The organism is Streptomyces sp. NPDC025651 (assembly GCF_055558735.1).
Genome location: NZ_JBVHLZ010000007.1, coordinates 142,478 through 158,673, shown reverse-complemented (window position 1 = coordinate 158,673; position 16,196 = coordinate 142,478). Strand labels below are relative to the sequence as shown.

General features: G+C 71.0%; 17 protein-coding genes. 14 read left to right on the top strand and 3 right to left on the bottom strand.

What is annotated here, in order from left to right; translation table 11 throughout:
• Window positions 1–28: 28 nt before the first annotated feature.
• The 4 genes from argH to ACZ4D5_RS24790 all read left to right on the top strand — a co-directional run bounded on the left by argH (window position 29) and on the right by ACZ4D5_RS24790 (window position 4,668).
• Window positions 29–1,459 (top strand): argininosuccinate lyase, encoded by a 1,431-nt coding sequence (gene argH / locus ACZ4D5_RS24805; protein WP_467774588.1) that lies wholly within the window; start codon window positions 29–31, stop codon window positions 1,457–1,459.
• A 57-nt stretch (window positions 1,460–1,516) separates the two neighbouring features.
• Window positions 1,517–2,491: an aldo/keto reductase gene (locus tag ACZ4D5_RS24800; protein WP_467774587.1), complete on the top strand. Its 975-nt coding sequence runs from the start codon at window positions 1,517–1,519 to the stop codon at window positions 2,489–2,491.
• 84 nt (window positions 2,492–2,575) lie between these two features.
• Window positions 2,576–3,127, top strand: coding sequence for a TetR/AcrR family transcriptional regulator (locus tag ACZ4D5_RS24795; RefSeq protein WP_467774586.1), 552 nt, complete (start codon window positions 2,576–2,578; stop codon window positions 3,125–3,127).
• On the top strand, window positions 3,124–4,668 hold the full coding sequence (locus ACZ4D5_RS24790) for an MFS transporter (protein ID WP_467774585.1): 1,545 nt from the start codon (window positions 3,124–3,126) through the stop codon (window positions 4,666–4,668). Before ACZ4D5_RS24795 ends, ACZ4D5_RS24790 begins: the two co-directional genes overlap by 4 nt.
• Window positions 4,669–4,803: 135 nt before the next feature.
• On the opposite strand, the gene ACZ4D5_RS24785 is transcribed toward ACZ4D5_RS24790, so the two are convergent.
• A complete protein-coding gene (locus ACZ4D5_RS24785) occupies window positions 4,804–5,478 on the bottom strand; it encodes a lysophospholipid acyltransferase family protein (RefSeq protein ID WP_362328236.1) in 675 nt (224 codons plus the stop codon).
• Window positions 5,479–5,904: 426 nt separating this feature from the next.
• On the opposite strand from ACZ4D5_RS24785, the gene ACZ4D5_RS24780 reads away from it, so the two are divergent.
• The 3 genes from ACZ4D5_RS24780 (at window position 5,905) to ACZ4D5_RS24770 (ending at window position 8,237) form a co-directional block, all read left to right on the top strand.
• Complete coding sequence (locus ACZ4D5_RS24780; protein ID WP_467774584.1) at window positions 5,905–7,086, top strand: glycerophosphodiester phosphodiesterase; 1,182 nt, start codon at window positions 5,905–5,907, stop codon at window positions 7,084–7,086.
• Between the two features lie 74 nt (window positions 7,087–7,160).
• Window positions 7,161–7,688 (top strand): RNA polymerase sigma factor, encoded by a 528-nt coding sequence (locus tag ACZ4D5_RS24775; protein WP_467774583.1) that lies wholly within the window; start codon window positions 7,161–7,163, stop codon window positions 7,686–7,688.
• 36 nt (window positions 7,689–7,724) lie between these two features.
• A complete protein-coding gene (locus ACZ4D5_RS24770; RefSeq protein ID WP_467774582.1) occupies window positions 7,725–8,237 on the top strand; it encodes a GNAT family N-acetyltransferase in 513 nt (170 codons plus the stop codon).
• A 59-nt stretch (window positions 8,238–8,296) separates the two neighbouring features.
• Here ACZ4D5_RS24770 and ACZ4D5_RS24765 read toward each other — a convergent pair whose 3' ends face one another.
• Both ACZ4D5_RS24765 and ACZ4D5_RS24760 read right to left on the bottom strand, forming a co-directional pair.
• Window positions 8,297–8,731, bottom strand: coding sequence for a hypothetical protein (locus ACZ4D5_RS24765; protein WP_467774581.1), 435 nt, complete (start codon window positions 8,729–8,731; stop codon window positions 8,297–8,299).
• Between the two features lies 1 nt (window position 8,732).
• Window positions 8,733–9,092 (bottom strand): hypothetical protein, encoded by a 360-nt coding sequence (locus ACZ4D5_RS24760; protein ID WP_467774580.1) that lies wholly within the window; start codon window positions 9,090–9,092, stop codon window positions 8,733–8,735.
• 71 nt (window positions 9,093–9,163) lie between these two features.
• Here ACZ4D5_RS24760 and ACZ4D5_RS24755 point away from each other — a divergent pair, with 71 nt between their 5' ends.
• The 7 genes from ACZ4D5_RS24755 to cbiE all read left to right on the top strand — a co-directional run bounded on the left by ACZ4D5_RS24755 (window position 9,164) and on the right by cbiE (window position 15,968).
• Entirely contained in the window at window positions 9,164–9,811 is a 648-nt protein-coding gene (locus ACZ4D5_RS24755) for an HAD-IA family hydrolase (RefSeq protein WP_467774579.1), read from the top strand.
• Window positions 9,812–10,215: 404 nt separating this feature from the next.
• The gene (locus ACZ4D5_RS24750; RefSeq protein WP_467774578.1) at window positions 10,216–11,283 is read left to right on the top strand and encodes a methionine ABC transporter ATP-binding protein; all 1,068 of its coding nucleotides are present in this window, start codon (window positions 10,216–10,218) and stop codon (window positions 11,281–11,283) included.
• Window positions 11,280–12,026: a methionine ABC transporter permease gene (locus ACZ4D5_RS24745; protein WP_467774577.1), complete on the top strand. Its 747-nt coding sequence runs from the start codon at window positions 11,280–11,282 to the stop codon at window positions 12,024–12,026. Before ACZ4D5_RS24750 ends, ACZ4D5_RS24745 begins: the two co-directional genes overlap by 4 nt.
• A gap of 83 nt (window positions 12,027–12,109) precedes the next feature.
• Window positions 12,110–12,946 carry a MetQ/NlpA family ABC transporter substrate-binding protein gene (locus ACZ4D5_RS24740; protein WP_467774576.1) on the top strand — a complete coding sequence of 279 codons (837 nt, stop codon included), beginning with the start codon at window positions 12,110–12,112 and terminating at the stop codon, window positions 12,944–12,946.
• A gap of 2 nt (window positions 12,947–12,948) precedes the next feature.
• Window positions 12,949–13,776, top strand: a complete 828-nt coding sequence (locus tag ACZ4D5_RS24735) for a MetQ/NlpA family ABC transporter substrate-binding protein (RefSeq protein ID WP_467774575.1) — start codon at window positions 12,949–12,951, stop codon at window positions 13,774–13,776.
• 152 nt (window positions 13,777–13,928) lie between these two features.
• Window positions 13,929–14,621, top strand: coding sequence for a GNAT family N-acetyltransferase (locus ACZ4D5_RS24730; protein ID WP_467774885.1), 693 nt, complete (start codon window positions 13,929–13,931; stop codon window positions 14,619–14,621).
• A gap of 120 nt (window positions 14,622–14,741) precedes the next feature.
• On the top strand, window positions 14,742–15,968 hold the full coding sequence (gene cbiE, locus ACZ4D5_RS24725; protein WP_467774574.1) for a precorrin-6y C5,15-methyltransferase (decarboxylating) subunit CbiE: 1,227 nt from the start codon (window positions 14,742–14,744) through the stop codon (window positions 15,966–15,968).
• The last annotated feature ends 228 nt before the right edge of the window (window positions 15,969–16,196 follow it).

The following is a 16,196-nucleotide window of genomic DNA, read 5'->3' as shown; positions in this document are numbered from 1 at the left end:
CCAGCAACAGCCTTGAGGAGCACGTGCAGTGAGCAGCAACAACGGCGGTGACGTCCGGCTCTGGGGCGGACGGTTCGCCGACGGGCCCGCCCAGGCCCTGGCGAAGCTGTCCGCGTCGGTCCACTTCGACTGGCGCCTGGCGCCGTACGACATCGCCGGTTCCCGCGCCCACGCGCGCGTGCTCCACACGGCGGGCCTGCTCACCGAGGACGAGCTGACCCGCATGATCGCCGGGCTCGACCAGCTGGAGGCCGACGTCGCCGACGGCTCGTTCGTCGGCACCGTCGCCGACGAGGACGTCCACACCGCCCTGGAGCGCGGCCTCCTGGAGCGGCTCGGCCCCGACCTCGGCGGCAAGCTGCGGGCGGGCCGGTCCCGCAACGACCAGGTGGCGACGCTCTTCAAGATGTACCTGCGCGACCACGCCCGGATCATCGGCGGCCTGATCGCCGAACTCCAGGGCGCGCTCGTGGGGTTGGCCGAGGCGCACCCCGACGTCGCCATGCCGGGGCGTACGCATCTGCAGCACGCCCAGCCCGTGCTCTTCGCGCACCACGTCCTCGCGCACGTCCAGTCGCTGTCCCGGGACGCGGAGCGGCTGCGCCAGTGGGACACGCGCACGGCCGTCTCGCCGTACGGCTCGGGCGCGCTCGCCGGTTCCTCCCTCGGCCTCGACCCCGAGGCGGTCGCGAAGGACCTCGGCTTCGAGCACGGCTCCGCCGCCAACTCCATCGACGGCACGGCATCGCGTGACTTCGTCGCCGAGTTCGCCTTCATCACGGCGATGATCGGCGTGAACCTCTCCCGCATCGCCGAGGAGGTCATCATCTGGAACACGAAGGAGTTCTCCTTCGTCACCCTCCACGACGCCTTCTCGACCGGCTCGTCGATCATGCCGCAGAAGAAGAACCCGGACATCGCCGAGCTGGCGCGCGGCAAGTCCGGCCGGCTGATCGGCAATCTGACGGGCCTGATGGCCACGCTCAAGGCCCTGCCGCTGGCGTACAACCGCGACCTCCAGGAGGACAAGGAGCCGGTCTTCGACTCCTGCGACCAGCTGGAGATCCTGCTCCCCGCCTTCACCGGCATGATGGCCACGCTCACCGTCAACCGCGAGCGCATGGAGGAGCTGGCCCCGGCCGGTTTCTCGCTCGCCACCGACATCGCCGAGTGGCTGGTCAAGCAGGGCGTGCCGTTCCGCGTCGCGCACGAGGTCGCGGGCGAGTGCGTGAAGGTCGCCGAGGCCGAGGGCAAGGAGCTGGACGGCCTCACCGACGAGCAGTTCGCCAAGATCTCCGAGCACCTCACCCCCGAGGTGCGCACCGTCCTGAACGTGCCGGGCGCGCTGGCCTCCCGCGACGGCCGCGGCGGCACCGCCCCCTCGGCCGTCGCCGTGCAGCTCGCCGAGGTCAAGGCGGATCTGGCGGCGCAGCGGGAGTGGGCCGGAGCCCGCGGGTGACAAAGCGGCATCGCGGGTTACGTTGACGGGGAACGCCCCTACGACGAGGAGCCCGCGATGCCCTTCGCCCGGCTGGCAGCAGCCACGACCCCGACCGCGCACATAGGGCTCGGTCTCGCCGCCGTCGGCAGGCCCGGCTACATCACGCTGGACCGCGAGACCGACCTGCCGCCGTCCCGCAGTGTCGAGGCCCTGCGTGAGCGCACCTTCGAACTCCTCGACGCCGCCTACGCGTCAGGGGTCCGCTACATCGACGTGGCCCGCTCCTACGGCCGGTCCGAGGAGTTCCTCGGCGACTGGCTGCACGCCAGGCCCGACATCCGCGACGTCGTCATCGGCAGCAAGTGGGGCTACACGTACACGGCCGCCTGGCGCACCGACGCCGAGGGTCCGCACGAGGTCAAGGACCACAGCACGGCCGCGTTCGCACGTCAGCGCGCCGAGACCGCCGAGCTGCTCGGCGACCGGCTCGACCTCTACCAGATCCACTCCGTGACGCCCGAGAGCCCGGCGCTCACCGACAAGGAACTCCACGCCCGCCTCGCCGAACTCGCGGCCCAGGGCGTCACCGTCGGCCTCTCCGTGAGCGGTCCCGAGCAGGCCGCGGCGATCCGCTCCGCCCTCGCGGTGACGGTCGACGGGGAGCCGCTCTTCCGCACGGTCCAGGCGACGTACAACATCCTGGAGACCTCGGCGGGGCCCGCGCTCGCCGAGGCGCACGACGCGGGGCTCACCGTGCTGGTCAAGGAGGGCATGGCCAACGGCAGGCTCGCCGCCCCGCACGCCCCTGCCGCGCTGCGCGAGGTCGCCGAGGAGACGGGGCTCGGCTGCGACGCCGTGGCGCTCGCCGCGGTCCTGCGCGAGCCGTGGACGGGCGTCGTCCTGTCCGGTGCGGCCACCTCGGTGCAGCTCGTCTCCAATCTGCACGCCGCCGCCGTGGATCTGGACGGCGGGCAGCTGGAGCGACTGGCGGGTCTGGCGGAGGAGCCCGGGGCGTACTGGCGGCAGCGCGCGGAGCTGCCCTGGCACTGAGCGCGAGGCGCGGGACGTGCCGAAGTAGGGCGACGCCGAAAAAGTCGTGAGACATTTTTGTCTCACACGGCGTATGGTTGTCTCATGTCAGTCGACCGAGACCAGGTCCTGCGCGCCGCCGCGGCCCTGCTCACCCGCAAGTCCACCGCCACCATGGACGAGGTCGCCCGCGCCGCGGGCATCAGCAGGGCCACCCTGCACCGCCACTTCGCGGGCCGTGACGCCCTCGTGCGCGCCCTCGAAGAGCTCGGCCTCCAGGAGGGCGAGGCCGCCCTCGACCGGGCCCGGCTCGACGAGGGCAGCGCCGGCGGCGCGCTGCGGCGTCTGGTGCAGGAGGTCGAGCCGGCCGCAGGCCTGATCGCGTTCCTCTACACCGAGAACCAGCTCTTCGAGGGCGACGAGCAGAACGAGGGCTGGGCCCGCATCGACGAGCGCCTGGCCGCGCTCTTCCGGCGCGGCCAGGAGAGCGGCGAGTTCCGCATCGACCTGACGCCCGTCTGGCTGACCGAGGCGTTCTACGGCCTCGTCGGCTCCGGCGCCTGGGCCGTGCAGGACGGCCGGGTGGCGGCCAAGGACTTCTCGTACATGATCGTCGAGCTGCTGATCGGCGGCGTACAGCGGAGAGTGGAATCATGACCAGCACCCACCAGCGGCCCGCGGCACCGGAGGCGGAACGGGGTGCGGCGGCCCGTTGGCTCGCCCTCGCCGTGCTCGCGCTGGCCGTGCTCCTGGTCGCCGTCGACGCGACCGTGCTCGGCCTCGCGACGCCGTACATCAGCGAGGACCTCAAGCCGTCCGGCACACAGCTGCTGTGGATCGGCGACGTCTACTCCTTCGTCATCGCGGGTCTGCTCGTCTCGATGGGCAGCCTCGGCGACCGCATCGGCCGCAAGAAGCTGCTGCTCACCGGAGCCGTCGCCTTCGGCGCGGTGTCGGTCCTCAACTCCTACGCCACGAGCCCGGAGATGATGATCCTGGCCCGCGCGCTGCTCGGTGTCGCGGGTGCGACGCTGATGCCGTCGACGCTGGCGCTGATCCGGAACATCTTCCACGACCCGCGCGAGCGCAGCCTCGCGGTCGGCATCTGGGGCGCCATGGCGTCCGCGGGCGCGGCCGTCGGGCCCGTCGTCGGCGGCTTCCTGCTCGAACACTTCTGGTGGGGCTCGGTCTTCCTGATCAACCTGCCGGTGATGGCCGTCCTCGTGATCGTCGGCATCAAGCTCCTGCCCGAGTCCAAGAACCCGGCACCCGGGCCCTGGGACCTGGTCAGCGTCGTGCTCTCGCTCATCGGCATGATCGCCGTCGTCTACTCCATCAAGGAGGCGGCCGCGCACGGGATGCGCTGGGACGTCGCGGTGGCCGCCGTCGTGGGCGTGGCCGCGCTCACCTGGTTCGTACGCCGCCAACTCACCCTCACCGCGCCCCTGCTGGACATGCGGCTCTTCCGCAACCGCGGCTTCTCCGGGGCGGTCCTCGCCGACCTGCTGACCGTCCTCGGCCTGTCCGGCCTGGTCTTCTTCCTCTCCCAGTTCCTGCAACTGGTCCAGGGCAGGCGGCCGTTCGAGGCGGGCCTCGCCGAACTGCCCGCCGCGGCGGGCGCGGTGGCGGCCGGTCTGGTCGCGGGCATGGTGGCGCGGCGGTTCTCGGTGCGGATCGTGGTCGCGGGCGGCCTCGCCGCGGTCGGGCTCTCGCTCGCCGCGCTCACGGCGCTGGACCAGAGCACCGGCTATCCGCTGCTCGGCGCCTCGCTCCTGGTCGTCGGCATCGGCGCGGGCTTCTCGTTCACCGTGACCGCCGACGTGATCCTCTCCAGCGTCCCCAAGGAACAGGCGGGCGCGGCCTCCGCGGTCTCGGAGACGGCGTACGAACTGGGCGCGGCCCTCGGCATCGCCCTGCTCGGCTCGATCGTCACCGGCGTGTACCGCGACTTCACGGCACCGCCGGGCACCCCGGCCGACGTGGCGGCGGCGTCCCACGAATCCCTGGGCGGCGCCGTGGAGTCGGTCGCGAGCCTGCCGCCGCAGCAGGCGGACGCCCTGCTCTCGGCGGCGCAGTCGTCCTTCGTCGACGGACTGCGCCTGGCGTCGGGCGTCGGCGCGGCGGTACTCCTCGCCACGGCGGTGGCGGCGTGGTTCCTCCTGAAGGGCCAGAAGCTGGAGGACGGCATCGAGCACTGAGCGCCCCGTAAGGGGCGCGGGGAACTGCGCGAGCAACCACGACGGGCCCGCAGAAACGTACGAAACGCAGTACGCCCGCACCGGCGCCGAGGGCTGAAACCCCGCGCCGGTGCGGGCGCACCGTGAAAAGCTCGGTCAGGCGGCCTTCGCCTTGGTCGCGTACATGTCCACGTACTCCTGACCGGACAGCAGCATGACCTCCGTCATCACGGAGTCCGTCACCGCCCGCAGCACGTAGCGGTCGCGGTCCATGCCGTCGTACCGCGAGAACTCCATCGCCTCGCCGAAGCGGACCGTCACCTTGCCCGGCCGCGGCAGCCCCTTGCCGCCCGGCTGGAGCTTGTCCGTGCCGATCATCGCGAAGGGGACGACGGGCGCGCCGGTCATCAGGGTCAGGCGGGCGATGCCGGTGCGGCCGCGGTACAGCCGGCCGTCGGGGGAGCGCGTGCCCTCGGGGTAGATGCCGAAGACCTTGCCGTCGTCGAGAATGCGCCGACCGGTCATCAGCGCCGCGACGCCGCCGCGGCCGCCGTCACGGTCCACCGGGATCATGCCGACGCCCGTGAAGAACCACGCCATCAGACGGCCCTTGAGGCCCTTGCCGGTGACGTACTCGTCCTTGCCGATGAAGAACACCGGACGGTTGGTCACCAAGGGCAGGATCATCGAGTCGATGAACGTCAGGTGATTTCCGGCCAGGATCACCGGACCGGTGCCCGGAATGTTCTCGGCGCCTTCTACCCGTGGGCGGAACATCAGGCGCAAGATCGGTCCGAGCACTGCCTTGATGAGCGCTAGACGGGACAACAGGCCCTCCGGGTTTCAACGGGTCGACGGCGAGTAAATGCAGGTGAGGACGATACTCGCGGGCCGGGGGCGATTGCACATCGGGTTCACGCACTCGATACGCAGTGTTGACCTGATTTTGCACGGAGTTGCCCTGGTCCGTCGCCCCTGCGACGACCGTATCCCCGTGGGGACGGTGTGGCCCGAAGTAGTGGTCCTTGTCACGCCCGCACTTCGCTCTCCGTCACGCCGTGCTCCGCTCTCCGCGACGCCGTGGTCCGCTCGCCGTGGCGGCCGCCGGGTGCGGGCCGCCACCTCCATGGTGCGCCCACTCGCCATGCCTCGTCATCCTGCCGTTCCGTCAGGGGTCTCCCACGCGTCACTCGCGGCCACCTACGATCGGTCCCGCTTTGTCAGGTGCAAAGCAGCGTTATTTCGGGAGGAGCGCCAATGGCGACGCAGGAGTCGGGACAGCAGCGGCCGGGGACGAGCCCGGGGCGGCGGGCGGTGCTGGGGGCGGCGGTCCTCGGCGCGGGTACGGCCGTGGCAGGACTGCCCGGCGTGGCGAGAGCCGACGAGCGGCACGGGGGAGGGCACGGCGGACACGGCGGGTACAAGTCCCTGCCGGTGCCCACCGTCGTCGCGCACCGGGGGACCAGCGGCTACCGGCCCGAGCACACGCTCGGTTCGTACCAGCTCGCCCTCGACATGGGCGCCCACGTCATCGAGCAGGACGTGGTGCCCACCAAGGACGGCCATCTCGTATGCCGTCACGAGAACGACATCACCGCGACCACGGACGTCTCGGCGCACCCCGAGTTCGCGTCCCGCAGGACCACCAAGTCCGTGGACGGCACCTCGCTCACCGGCTGGTTCACCGAGGACTTCACGCTCGCCGAGCTGAAGACGCTGCGCGCCAAGGAACGCATCCCCGGCACCCGCCAGCGCAACACCCTCTACGACGGCCGCTGGGACGTCCCCACCCTCGAAGAGGTCTTCCGCTGGGCGGAGAAGGAGGGCCGCAGGCGCGGCAAGCCGATCTGGCTGCACATCGAGACCAAGCACCCCACGTACTTCCGCAAGCTGGGCCTCGGCCTGGAGGAGCCGCTCGCCAAACTCCTGCGGCGCTACGGACGGCACAGGAAGAACGCGCCGACGTTCCTGCAATCCTTCGAGCCCAGCAGCATCCAGCGCCTGGCCAAGCTGGTCTCCGCGCCGCGCGTCGTGCTCCTGTCCACCGCGAACTCCCGCCCCTGGGACTTCGTCGAGGCGGGCGACCCGCGCACCGTGGCCGACCTCATCAAGCCCGAGGGCCTGGCGTGGATGGCCGGCTTCGCGCAGGGCATCGGCCCGACCCTGGACCTGGTCATCCCGCGCAAGGCGGACGGCAGCCTCGGCACCCCGACCACCCTGGTCGAGGACGCCCACGCGGCGGGCCTGATCCTGCACCCGTACACGATGCGCAACGAGAACACCTTCCTGCCGGCCAACTTCAGGAAGGGCACCGACCCGAACGCCTACGGCGACGCCTTCGGCGCCTTCAAGGCGTACTTCGAGACGGGCATCGACGGGATCTTCTCCGACAACTGCGACACCGCGCTGCTCGCGGCCGCGGACTTCGTCAACAAGTGAGGCGCCGGACCCGGTTGGGGTGATCGACGGCCGCTCCGGAAACCTCGCGCCGGAGCGGCCGCGTCCCGCCGTGCATGACCTACGAGCTCATCCCCACCCTCATCCCCACGCTCCGGCCGCTGCTCGCGGCCGAGGCGTCGGCCGAGGCGCTCGGCTCGGGCACCGACCCCGGCGACCTGGAACAGGCCGTCTGGCTGCGCCTGTTGGAGCGCATGGAGGCCGAGGGCCCGCCCGCGGACCCGGCGCTGTGGCTGCGCGGCGCCGTCCAGTCGGAGGCCCGCCGCACCCGGCGCACCAGCCAGCGGGAGGTGGCGTACGCGACCGAACCCGCCGACGACGCGGAGTGCGGCCCCGAACAGCGCGCCCTGACCGCCGACCGCCACCGCACCCTGCACGCCGCCGTGCGCAGACTGCCCGGCCGCTGCCCCCGCCTCATGGCCGCGCTGCTGTCCCCCAAGGACCTCACCTACCGGGAAATCGCAGGGGAGTTGGGAATGTCACAGGGCAGTCTGGGGCCGGAACGTTCCCGATGCCTGGGATGCCTGCGCAGAATGCTGGCGGCGGAGGTTGCGGCTCCTGAACCCTGGGGAAAGGAGCGATAGACAACCGGTGGACAGGTGAGCGGGAGGCATGCACACATGGGCATGAGCGTGACCATCTCGGAGGCGGCGGGCGACGACACGGACGCCGCCGAGCAGATCCTCAAACTGCAGTACCTCTGCTACCAGAGCGAGGCCGAACTGTACGGCGACTACTCCATCGAGCCGCTGACCCAGTCCCTCGACTCACTGAGGGCCGAACTGGACACGGGCGTCGTCCTGGTGGCCCGCCTCGGCGACGAGGTGGTGGCCTCCGTGCGCGGCACGGTCGACGCGGACGGCACGGCGCGGATCGGCAAGCTCATCGTCCACCCCAGGATGCAGCGGCACGGCCTGGGCGGCCGGCTCCTCGACGCGGTGGAGCGCCGCCTCGGCGCGGGCGGCGGCGCGAAGTGCTTCCAGCTCCTTACCGGGCACCGGAGCGAGCAGAACCTTCAGCTGTACCGCAAGCATGGGTACGCCGCCGTGAACACCCGGCGTATCAATGAGAGGTTGACGCAGGTCACGCTGGCCAAGGAGGTCGACGCCGGGTCTTTCGTGGCGAGCGCGTAGCGCCCCGAAGGGGCGCGGGGAACTGCGCGCTCAGCCACACGCGGCCCGCGGTGAACCGCTCAACCGGCGGACGCCCTTCGCCCCTTGCTCAGCCAGAAGATCGCCGTGACCGGCAGGATCACCGGAATGAACAGATAGCCCATCCCGAAGTCCGACCACACCGTGGCGTCGGGGAAGGCGGACGGCTCCGCCAGGGTCCAGGCACCGACGGCCAGCACGCCCACCAGCTCGGCGGCGCAGCACACCAGCGCCGCCCTGCGGGCCGTGTCCCCGCCGCGCACCAGCGAGTACGTGATGAAGCCGTAGACGAGGCCCGCGAGCGCCGACAGCGCGTACGCGAGCGGGGCCTTGTCGAAGTCCGTGGCGATCTGCACCGCGGAGCGCGACACCGCGCCGACGACCATCACGCCGTACAGCCACACCAGCAGGATGCCGGGGCCGGTGATCAGCTTCTGGCGGGTGCCGCGCGGCTCGCTCTCGTCGGTCACCGTCACCTCAGCCTCCCCAGATGTCGTAGAGCCGCACTTCGAGCACGGCGAGGACCACGCCGCCCGCGGCGACCGTCAAGGAGCCCCAACGCGTGCGCTCCGCAAGGGACATGAAGCCCGCCGCGGGAACGCAGGCGAAGGAACCGAGCAGATACGCCACGAAGATCGTCGTGCCCTGCTCCGGCTTCTCGCCGCGGGCGAGCTGGACGATGCCGACGATCAGCTGGACCAGGGCGAGGAAGCTCACCACACCCATGCCGATGAAGTGCCAGTCCTTGGTCGGCTGGTCGCGGTACGCGGCGAAACCGCACCAGGCGGCGAGGGCGAGCGCGGCCACGGCGGTCGCGATCGTCAGGGCATCAAGCATGCCCGTGACTTTATTACGGGTCCTTTGACCCGATGCGCGGGCCCCCGGGGTGCCCCGTAGGCTCGGGGACCATGAAGATCCAGGCTGAAGCGCTCCTGTTCGACAACGACGGCACCCTCATCTCCTCCATGGAGTCGGTGTACCGCTGCTGGACGCGCTGGGCGCAGGAGTACGGGATCACCGCGGAGGACTTCGCCCGCGTCGAACTGCACGGCCGCCCCGCCGTCGAGATAGCCGCCGACCTGCTGCCCGCTCAGAAGGTCGCCGAGGCCGTCGCCCGCATCGAGGAGCTGGAGGTCTCGGACGTGGCCGGCGGCGTCGTCCTGCTGCCCGGCACCCGTGAGCTCCTGGAGTCCCTGCCCATGGACCGCTGGGCCGTGGTCACCTCCGCCACCCGCCTCCTGGCCGAGGCCAGGCTCGCCGAGGTCGGCATCCGCCCCGGCCTGCTCGTCGCCGCCGACGACGTCACCCGCGGCAAGCCCGACCCCGAGCCCTTCCTGCTCGCGGCCGGCAAGCTCGGCGCCGACCCCGCGCGCTGCGTGGTCTTCGAGGACGCGCCCGCGGGCCTGGCGGCCGGCCGGGCCGCGGGCATGACCACCGTGGCGTTGACCACAACCCACCAGGTGTCCGAGCTCTCCGCCGACGTCGTCGTCAAGGACCTCTCCGCCGTGTCCGCGCAGGCCACGACGGGTGGCGTGGAGATCACCTGCGCCGAGTGAGCAGCCGGCGAAAAGCGTCCGCCGCCGTCCCATCGCTGTCCGCTATACGGACAGCGATGGTGGACAGGCACCTCACGCGTGTTTTACTTGGGCCCATGACCACGACGAGCAGCCGCACCCTTGCGACCGAGGCGATGACGACGCCCGGTGCTCGTTGTATGTGTCGAATGTGCGCCTTCTGAGGGCCCCCGCACCACTGAAGAGCCTCGCGCCCCGAAGCGAAGCCGCTGTGCCGCGCCCCTGCGTGACGTACGAGAAGTAGTCGACGTAGGAAGCGAGCCTGCCCCGCGCACACGTCCTCCGGTTCCCCCGCCCCACCACCGCGAGAACCGTGCCGCGTTCCGAACGAATGCCCCGTGCCCGGCGACACCCGCGCCGCGCACTCGACAGTGACGGAATCCCCTGTGATCACCACTTCCGGCCTCACCAAGGTCTACCGCTCACGCGGTCGTGAAGTAACCGCCCTCGACGGAGTCGACCTGCACGTCCGCGAGGGCGAGGTGTACGGCGTCATCGGCCAGTCCGGCGCCGGCAAGTCCTCCCTGATCCGCTGCGTCAACCTCCTGGAGCGCCCCACCTCCGGCACCGTGACCGTCGACGGGCAGGACCTCACCGCCCTCGCCGGACGCGGCCCGCGCGCGGGCAGGGAACTGCGGCAGGCGCGCAGCCGCATCGGCATGGTCTTCCAGCACTTCAACCTGCTGTCCTCGCGGACCGTGCAGGCCAACATCGAGCTGCCCCTCGAGATCCTCGGCCTCTCCGGCCAGGAGCGCTCCCGCAAGGCCCTCGAACTGCTCGACCTGGTCGGCCTCGCCGACAAGGCCAGGAGCTACCCGAGCCAGCTCTCCGGCGGCCAGAAGCAGCGCGTCGGCATCGCCCGCGCCCTGGCCGGCGACCCCAAGGTGCTGCTCTCCGACGAGGCGACCAGCGCCCTGGACCCCGAGACCACCCGCTCCATCCTCCAGCTGCTGCGCGACCTCAACCAGCAGCTCGGCCTGACCGTCCTGCTCATCACGCACGAGATGGACGTCGTCAAGAGCGTCTGCGACTCCGCGGCCCTCATGGAGCGCGGACAGATCATCGAGTCCGGCACCGTCAGCGAGCTCCTCGCGACCCCCGGCTCCGAGCTCGCCGCCGCGCTCTTCCCGGTCAGCGGCGACGCCACCGGCGACAACCGCACCGTCGTCGACGTGACCTTCCACGGCGAGGCCGCCACCCAGCCGGTCATCTCCCAGCTGTCGCGCACGTACAACATCGACATCTCGATCCTGGGCGCCGCGATGGACACCGTCGCGGGCAAGCAGGTCGGCCGCATGCGCATCGAACTGCCGGGCCGCTTCGAGGAGAACGTCGTCCCGATCGGCTTCCTGCGCGAGCAGGGCCTGCAGGTCGACATCGCGGGCGAGGCCGCCGTAGCAGGCACCGCCACGCCGAAGGACGCCACGCTGCTGGTCAAGGAAGGTGCCAAGTGACCTGGTCGGAGATGCAGCCCCTGCTGGAGCAGGCGTGTTGGGACACCCTCTACATGGTGGGCTGGTCCACGCTCATAGCCATCGTCGCCGGACTGCCCATCGGCATCCTGCTCATCCTCACCGAGCGCGGCGGGCTCCTGCAGAACGCCGTCCTCAACAAGGTGCTCGGGCAGATCGTGAACATCGTGCGCTCGATGCCCTTCATCATCCTGATGGTCGCCCTGATGGGCTTCACGCGCTGGGTCGTCGGCACCACCATCGGCCGCGAGGCCGCCCTCGTGCCGCTCGCCATCGGCGCCGTTCCGTTCTTCGCGCGCCTGGTGGAGACCTCGGTCCGTGAGGTCGACGGCGGGCTCGTCGAGGCCGTGCAGTCGATGGGCGGCTCCACCTGGACCGTCGTACGCAAGGTCCTCGTCCCGGAGTCGCTGCCCTCGCTGATCTCCGGCGCCACCACCACCGTCGTCGCGCTCATCGGCTACTCCGCGATGGCGGGCACGGTCGGCGGCGGCGGTCTCGGCGACCTCGCGCTGCGCTACGGCTACCAGCGCTTTGAGACCGAGCTGATGTGGATCACCGTGGCGATCCTCGCCGTGGCCATCTCGATCATCCAGTTCGCGGGCGACTACGCCGCCCGCAGGCTGCACAAGCGCGGCGGCGGCTCGGGTCCGCTGCTGCTGTTCCGGCCGCTGCGCGGCGTGCTGCCCGGCACCGTCGCCGCCGAGACGACCACCAAGACCGGCTGACCGGGGCCCGCCCCGGGCCCCACCCGCAGACTTCCCCGCGCACCTGGGCGGGGCTGCACCACCCATGGAGAAAGGCACTTTTCGTGCGTAACACCGCCAAGATCACCACCGCTGTCCTCGCCACCGGAGCCCTCACCCTCGGGCTCGCCGCCTGCGGCTCCGAGGACTCCGCCGGCGACAAGAACGGCAAGCTCGTCGTCGCCGCCACCCCGACGCCGCAGGGCGAGATCCTGGACTTCGTCCAGAAGAACCTCGCCAAGAAGGCCGGCCTCGACCTCGAGGTCAAGGAGTTCACCGACTACGTCACGCCGAACACCGCCGTCCAGCAGGGCGAGGTCTTCGCGAACTACTTCCAGCACAAGCCGTACCTGGACGACTTCAACAAGAAGAACGGCACGGACATCGTGCCCGTCCCCGGGGCCACGGTTCACCTGGAGCCGCTCGGCGTCTACTCCAAGAGCCTCAAGAAGCTCGGTGACCTCGAGGACGGCGCCACCGTCGCCGTCCCGAACGACACCACCAACGAGGCCCGCGCCCTCAAGCTCCTCGCCGACAACGGCATCATCGAGCTCAAGAAGGGCGTCGGCTACGAGGCCACCCCCAAGGACATCGCCAAGAACCCCAAGAACATCAAGTTCAAGGAGCTCGAGGCCCCCACGCTGCCGCGCAGCCTGGGTGACGTCGACGCCGCGGTGATCAACGGCAACTACGCCCTGGAGGCCAAGCCCGCGCTCAGCCCCGCCAAGGACGCCCTCGTCGCCGAGGCCGCCAAGGGCAACCCGTACGGCAACTTCCTCGCCGTGAAGAAGGGCGACGAGAACGACCCGCGCGTGAAGAAGCTCGCCAAGCTTCTCACCTCGCCCGAGGTCAAGAAGTTCATCGACGACAAGTACGACGGCGCCGTCGTCGCGGCGTTCTGATCATGCGCAGGTCCGTCATCGCCGCCGCGGCGGGGACCCTGGCCCTCGCGCTCGGCCTCACCGCGTGCGGCGGCTCCGGCGGCGGCTCGAGGGGCTCCGGCGACGAACTCGTCGTCGGGGCCACCCCGACCCCGGCCGGCGAAGTCCTCGCGTACATCCAGAAGAACCTCGCGAAGAAGGCGGGACTCGACCTCCGGATCACGGAGTTCACGGACTACGTCACGCCGAACACCGCGCTCCAGGAGGGCTCCCTCGACGCCAACCTGTACCAGCACACCCCGTACCTGAAGGACTTCAACGAGTCCAAGAAGACGGACCTGGTGCCGGTCACCGAGGTGTACCTGCCCCCGATGGGCGTGTACGCGAAGAAGACGAAGGACGTCACCGAGCTCGGCTCGGGCGCGACCATCGGCATTCCGAACGACACGACCAACGAGGGCCGGGCGCTCCAACTCCTCGCGTCCAAGGGCGTCATCGGGCTCAAGAAGGGCGTCGGCGGCACCGCCACGCCCGAGGACATCACGTCCAACCCGAAGAAGCTGACCGTCAAGCCGCTCGAACCGGCGCAGCTGCCGCGCTCGCTGGACGACCTCGACGCGGCGGTCATCAACAACAACTTCGCGCTCGACGCGGGGCTGAGCCCCAAGAAGGACTCCATCCTCCTGGAGTCCTCGAAGGGCAATCCCTACAACAACGTCCTCGCGGCCAAGAAGGGCGACGAGGACGACCCGCGCATCAGGAAGCTGGCGAAACTGCTGACTTCGCCCGAGGTGAAGAAGTTCATCGAGGACAAGTACAAGGGGTCCGTGCTGCCCGTCGAGGCCGGCTGACCGGCCTCCCGCGCGCGGGACGCCCACGGCACATCCACGGGGTCCACTCCTGGCGAAGGAGTGGACCCCGTGGTGCGTCTGTGCCCGGACATGCTGCATGCTGGGCACTTCAGAAGGCCGAAAGGTGAAGGTCCTTCAGGTCTATGAAGGTTATGGAGCGGCGCATGACTACAGCCTCCGCAGGGTCCTCGGGCACGTCGGGGCCGTCGGGCTTCCCCGACATCTCCATCAGCACGGAGCGGTTGGTGCTGCGCCCCCTCGAAGAGGCGGACGTCCCCGCGTACGCGGAGATGATGAACGACGAGCTCGTCACGGCCTGGACCTCCGTGCCCCAGCCCTACACCGAGGCCGACGCCCATGCCTGGATCACCCGCCTCGCCCCCGCGGAGCGCGCCGAGGGCCGCGGCATCGTCCTCGCCGTCACCGAGTTCCTCACCCAGCGCCTTGTCGGCATCATCCAACTCCGGGACACCGACTGGCGGGTGCGCTCCACCGAGCTGAACTACGTCGTCGCCCCCTGGGCCCGCGGCGAGGGCTATGCCTCGGAGGCGGCGCTGGCCACCGCCCAATGGCTCTTCCACGACCAGAAGTTCGAGCGGATAGAGCTGCGCACCGCCGCCGACAACACCGCGGCCCAGCAGGTCGCGCAGAAGATCGGCTGCATCAGCGAGGGCGTCCTGCGCGGCGCCTGGATAGCGCGCACGAGAAACGGCGGCGACCCCTTCGGCGGCTGGCTCGACGTCCGCACCGACCTCATCGTGTGGAGCCTGCTCCCCGAAGACCTCGAAGGCGTCTCCGAGAGCCTCGCCGACAGCGGGTTCTCCGCGTTCTCCGACTGGAACTGAGCCCTTCGCGCCCGGCTTCTGCCACCGGGTACGCTCGCCCCTGGCCGCGTGCGCGGTTGCCCCACCCCGCAGCCACCGCCCCGCACTGACGACCCGCGAGAACCCAGGAGACAGACGACGATGGCCGACCGGGTCACGGTGATCGGCTGGGACGGTACGCCGCTGACCGCCGCGGCGCGCTCCGCGCTCAGCGCCGCGACGCTCGTGGCGGGCGCCGCCCACCACCTGGCGCTGGACGAGCTCCCCGCCCGCGCCGAGCGGATCCGCCTCGGCAGCGTGTCCCTCGCCGCCCGCCGCATCGCCGCCCACCGCGGCACCGCCGTCGTCCTCGCCGACGGGGACCCCGGCTTCTTCGGCGTCGTACGCACCCTGCGCGCCCCGGAGTTCGGCCTCGAGGTCGAAGTGGTGCCCGCCGTCTCCTCCGTCGCCCAGGCCTTCGCCCGCGCGGGCATGCCCTGGGACGACGCCGAGGTCGTGGTCGCCCACCGCCGCACCCTGCGCAAGGCCGTGAACGTCTGCCGCGCCCACACCAAGGTCGCCGTCCTCACCTCGCCCGGCGCGGGCCCCGCGGAACTCGGCCTGCTGCTCCAGGGCGTCCACCGCACCTTCGTGATCTGCGAGGAGCTCGGCACCGAGCGCGAGCAGGTCTCCGTGGTCACCTCCGACAAGGCCGCCGACCACGCCTGGCGCGACCCGAACGTCGTCATCGTCATCGGCGGCTCGGGCCCCGGCGCCGCGGCCTCCCCCGACACCGGCTGGATCGCCGGACGCGAACCGGCGTCCGCGCCGCGCGGCTGGGCGCTGCCCGCCGCCGAGTACGGCGGGGACGTCTGGCTCGGCGAGGGCGAGACCGACCGGCTGCGCTCCGCCCAACTCGCCAGGCTCGGCCCGCGCGTGGGCGACCTCGTCTGGGACATCGGCTGCGGCAGCGGCGCCTTCGCCGCGGAGGCGGCCCGCTTCGGCGCCGCCGTGATCGCCGTCGACCGCGACCCGGACGCCCTCGGCCGCACCACGGCCGCCGTCCGCCGCTTCGGGGTCCAGGCGCAGACCGTGCACGGCGTCGCCCCGCACATCCTCGAGGACCTTCCCGAACCCGATGTCGTACGCGTCGGGGGCGGGGGAGCCGCGGTCGTCTCCGCGGTCGCCGACCGCCGCCCGGAACGCATCGTGACGCACGCCGCGACACGCGACGCGGCCGAACTCATCGGCAGGGACCTGAGCGAGCACGGATACGTCGTCGAGTGCGCCCTGCTGCAGTCCGTGGAGCTCGACACGCGCGCCTGGCGCGAGGAGAAGCGGACGGTGGTGTTCCTGCTCTCGGGGCGCCTGCCCGACCGCTCCCCGTGACCCTGCCGAGGCGCGGTGCGGGGTAGGCTGGCCGATTGTTGTACTGCACCCGGGTGTCCAGCAGTTCGTTGGTCAATGTCCGGAAAGCTCGCCCGTTTTGAGGGGTGTGTGTGGTACGGCGAGGACCGGAGGACGCGCAACGTGGCGCAGTCCACAGCGGGCCGTGGCCGATCAAGCTGCCGCGGCGGCGGGCCGACCGGGACAATGCCTGTTGTCCGGTCAGCGGTT

Bases quoted from the DNA above. Each gene is read 5' to 3' on its own strand.
- ACZ4D5_RS24800 (WP_467774587.1), top strand. From the start codon at position 1,517: ATGCCCTTCGCCCGGCTGGCAGCAGCCACGACCCCGACCGCGCACATA.
- ACZ4D5_RS24795 (WP_467774586.1), top strand. From the start codon at position 2,576: ATGTCAGTCGACCGAGACCAGGTCCTGCGCGCCGCCGCGGCCCTGCTC.
- ACZ4D5_RS24790 (WP_467774585.1), top strand. From the start codon at position 3,124: ATGACCAGCACCCACCAGCGGCCCGCGGCACCGGAGGCGGAACGGGGT.
- ACZ4D5_RS24780 (WP_467774584.1), top strand. From the start codon at position 5,905: ATGGCGACGCAGGAGTCGGGACAGCAGCGGCCGGGGACGAGCCCGGGG.
- ACZ4D5_RS24775 (WP_467774583.1), top strand. From the start codon at position 7,161: ATGACCTACGAGCTCATCCCCACCCTCATCCCCACGCTCCGGCCGCTG.
- ACZ4D5_RS24770 (WP_467774582.1), top strand. From the start codon at position 7,725: ATGGGCATGAGCGTGACCATCTCGGAGGCGGCGGGCGACGACACGGAC.
- ACZ4D5_RS24760 (WP_467774580.1), bottom strand. From the start codon at position 9,092: ATGCTTGATGCCCTGACGATCGCGACCGCCGTGGCCGCGCTCGCCCTC.
- ACZ4D5_RS24755 (WP_467774579.1), top strand. From the start codon at position 9,164: ATGAAGATCCAGGCTGAAGCGCTCCTGTTCGACAACGACGGCACCCTC.
- ACZ4D5_RS24735 (WP_467774575.1), top strand. From the start codon at position 12,949: ATGCGCAGGTCCGTCATCGCCGCCGCGGCGGGGACCCTGGCCCTCGCG.
- ACZ4D5_RS24730 (WP_467774885.1), top strand. From the start codon at position 13,929: ATGGAGCGGCGCATGACTACAGCCTCCGCAGGGTCCTCGGGCACGTCG.
- cbiE (WP_467774574.1), top strand. From the start codon at position 14,742: ATGGCCGACCGGGTCACGGTGATCGGCTGGGACGGTACGCCGCTGACC.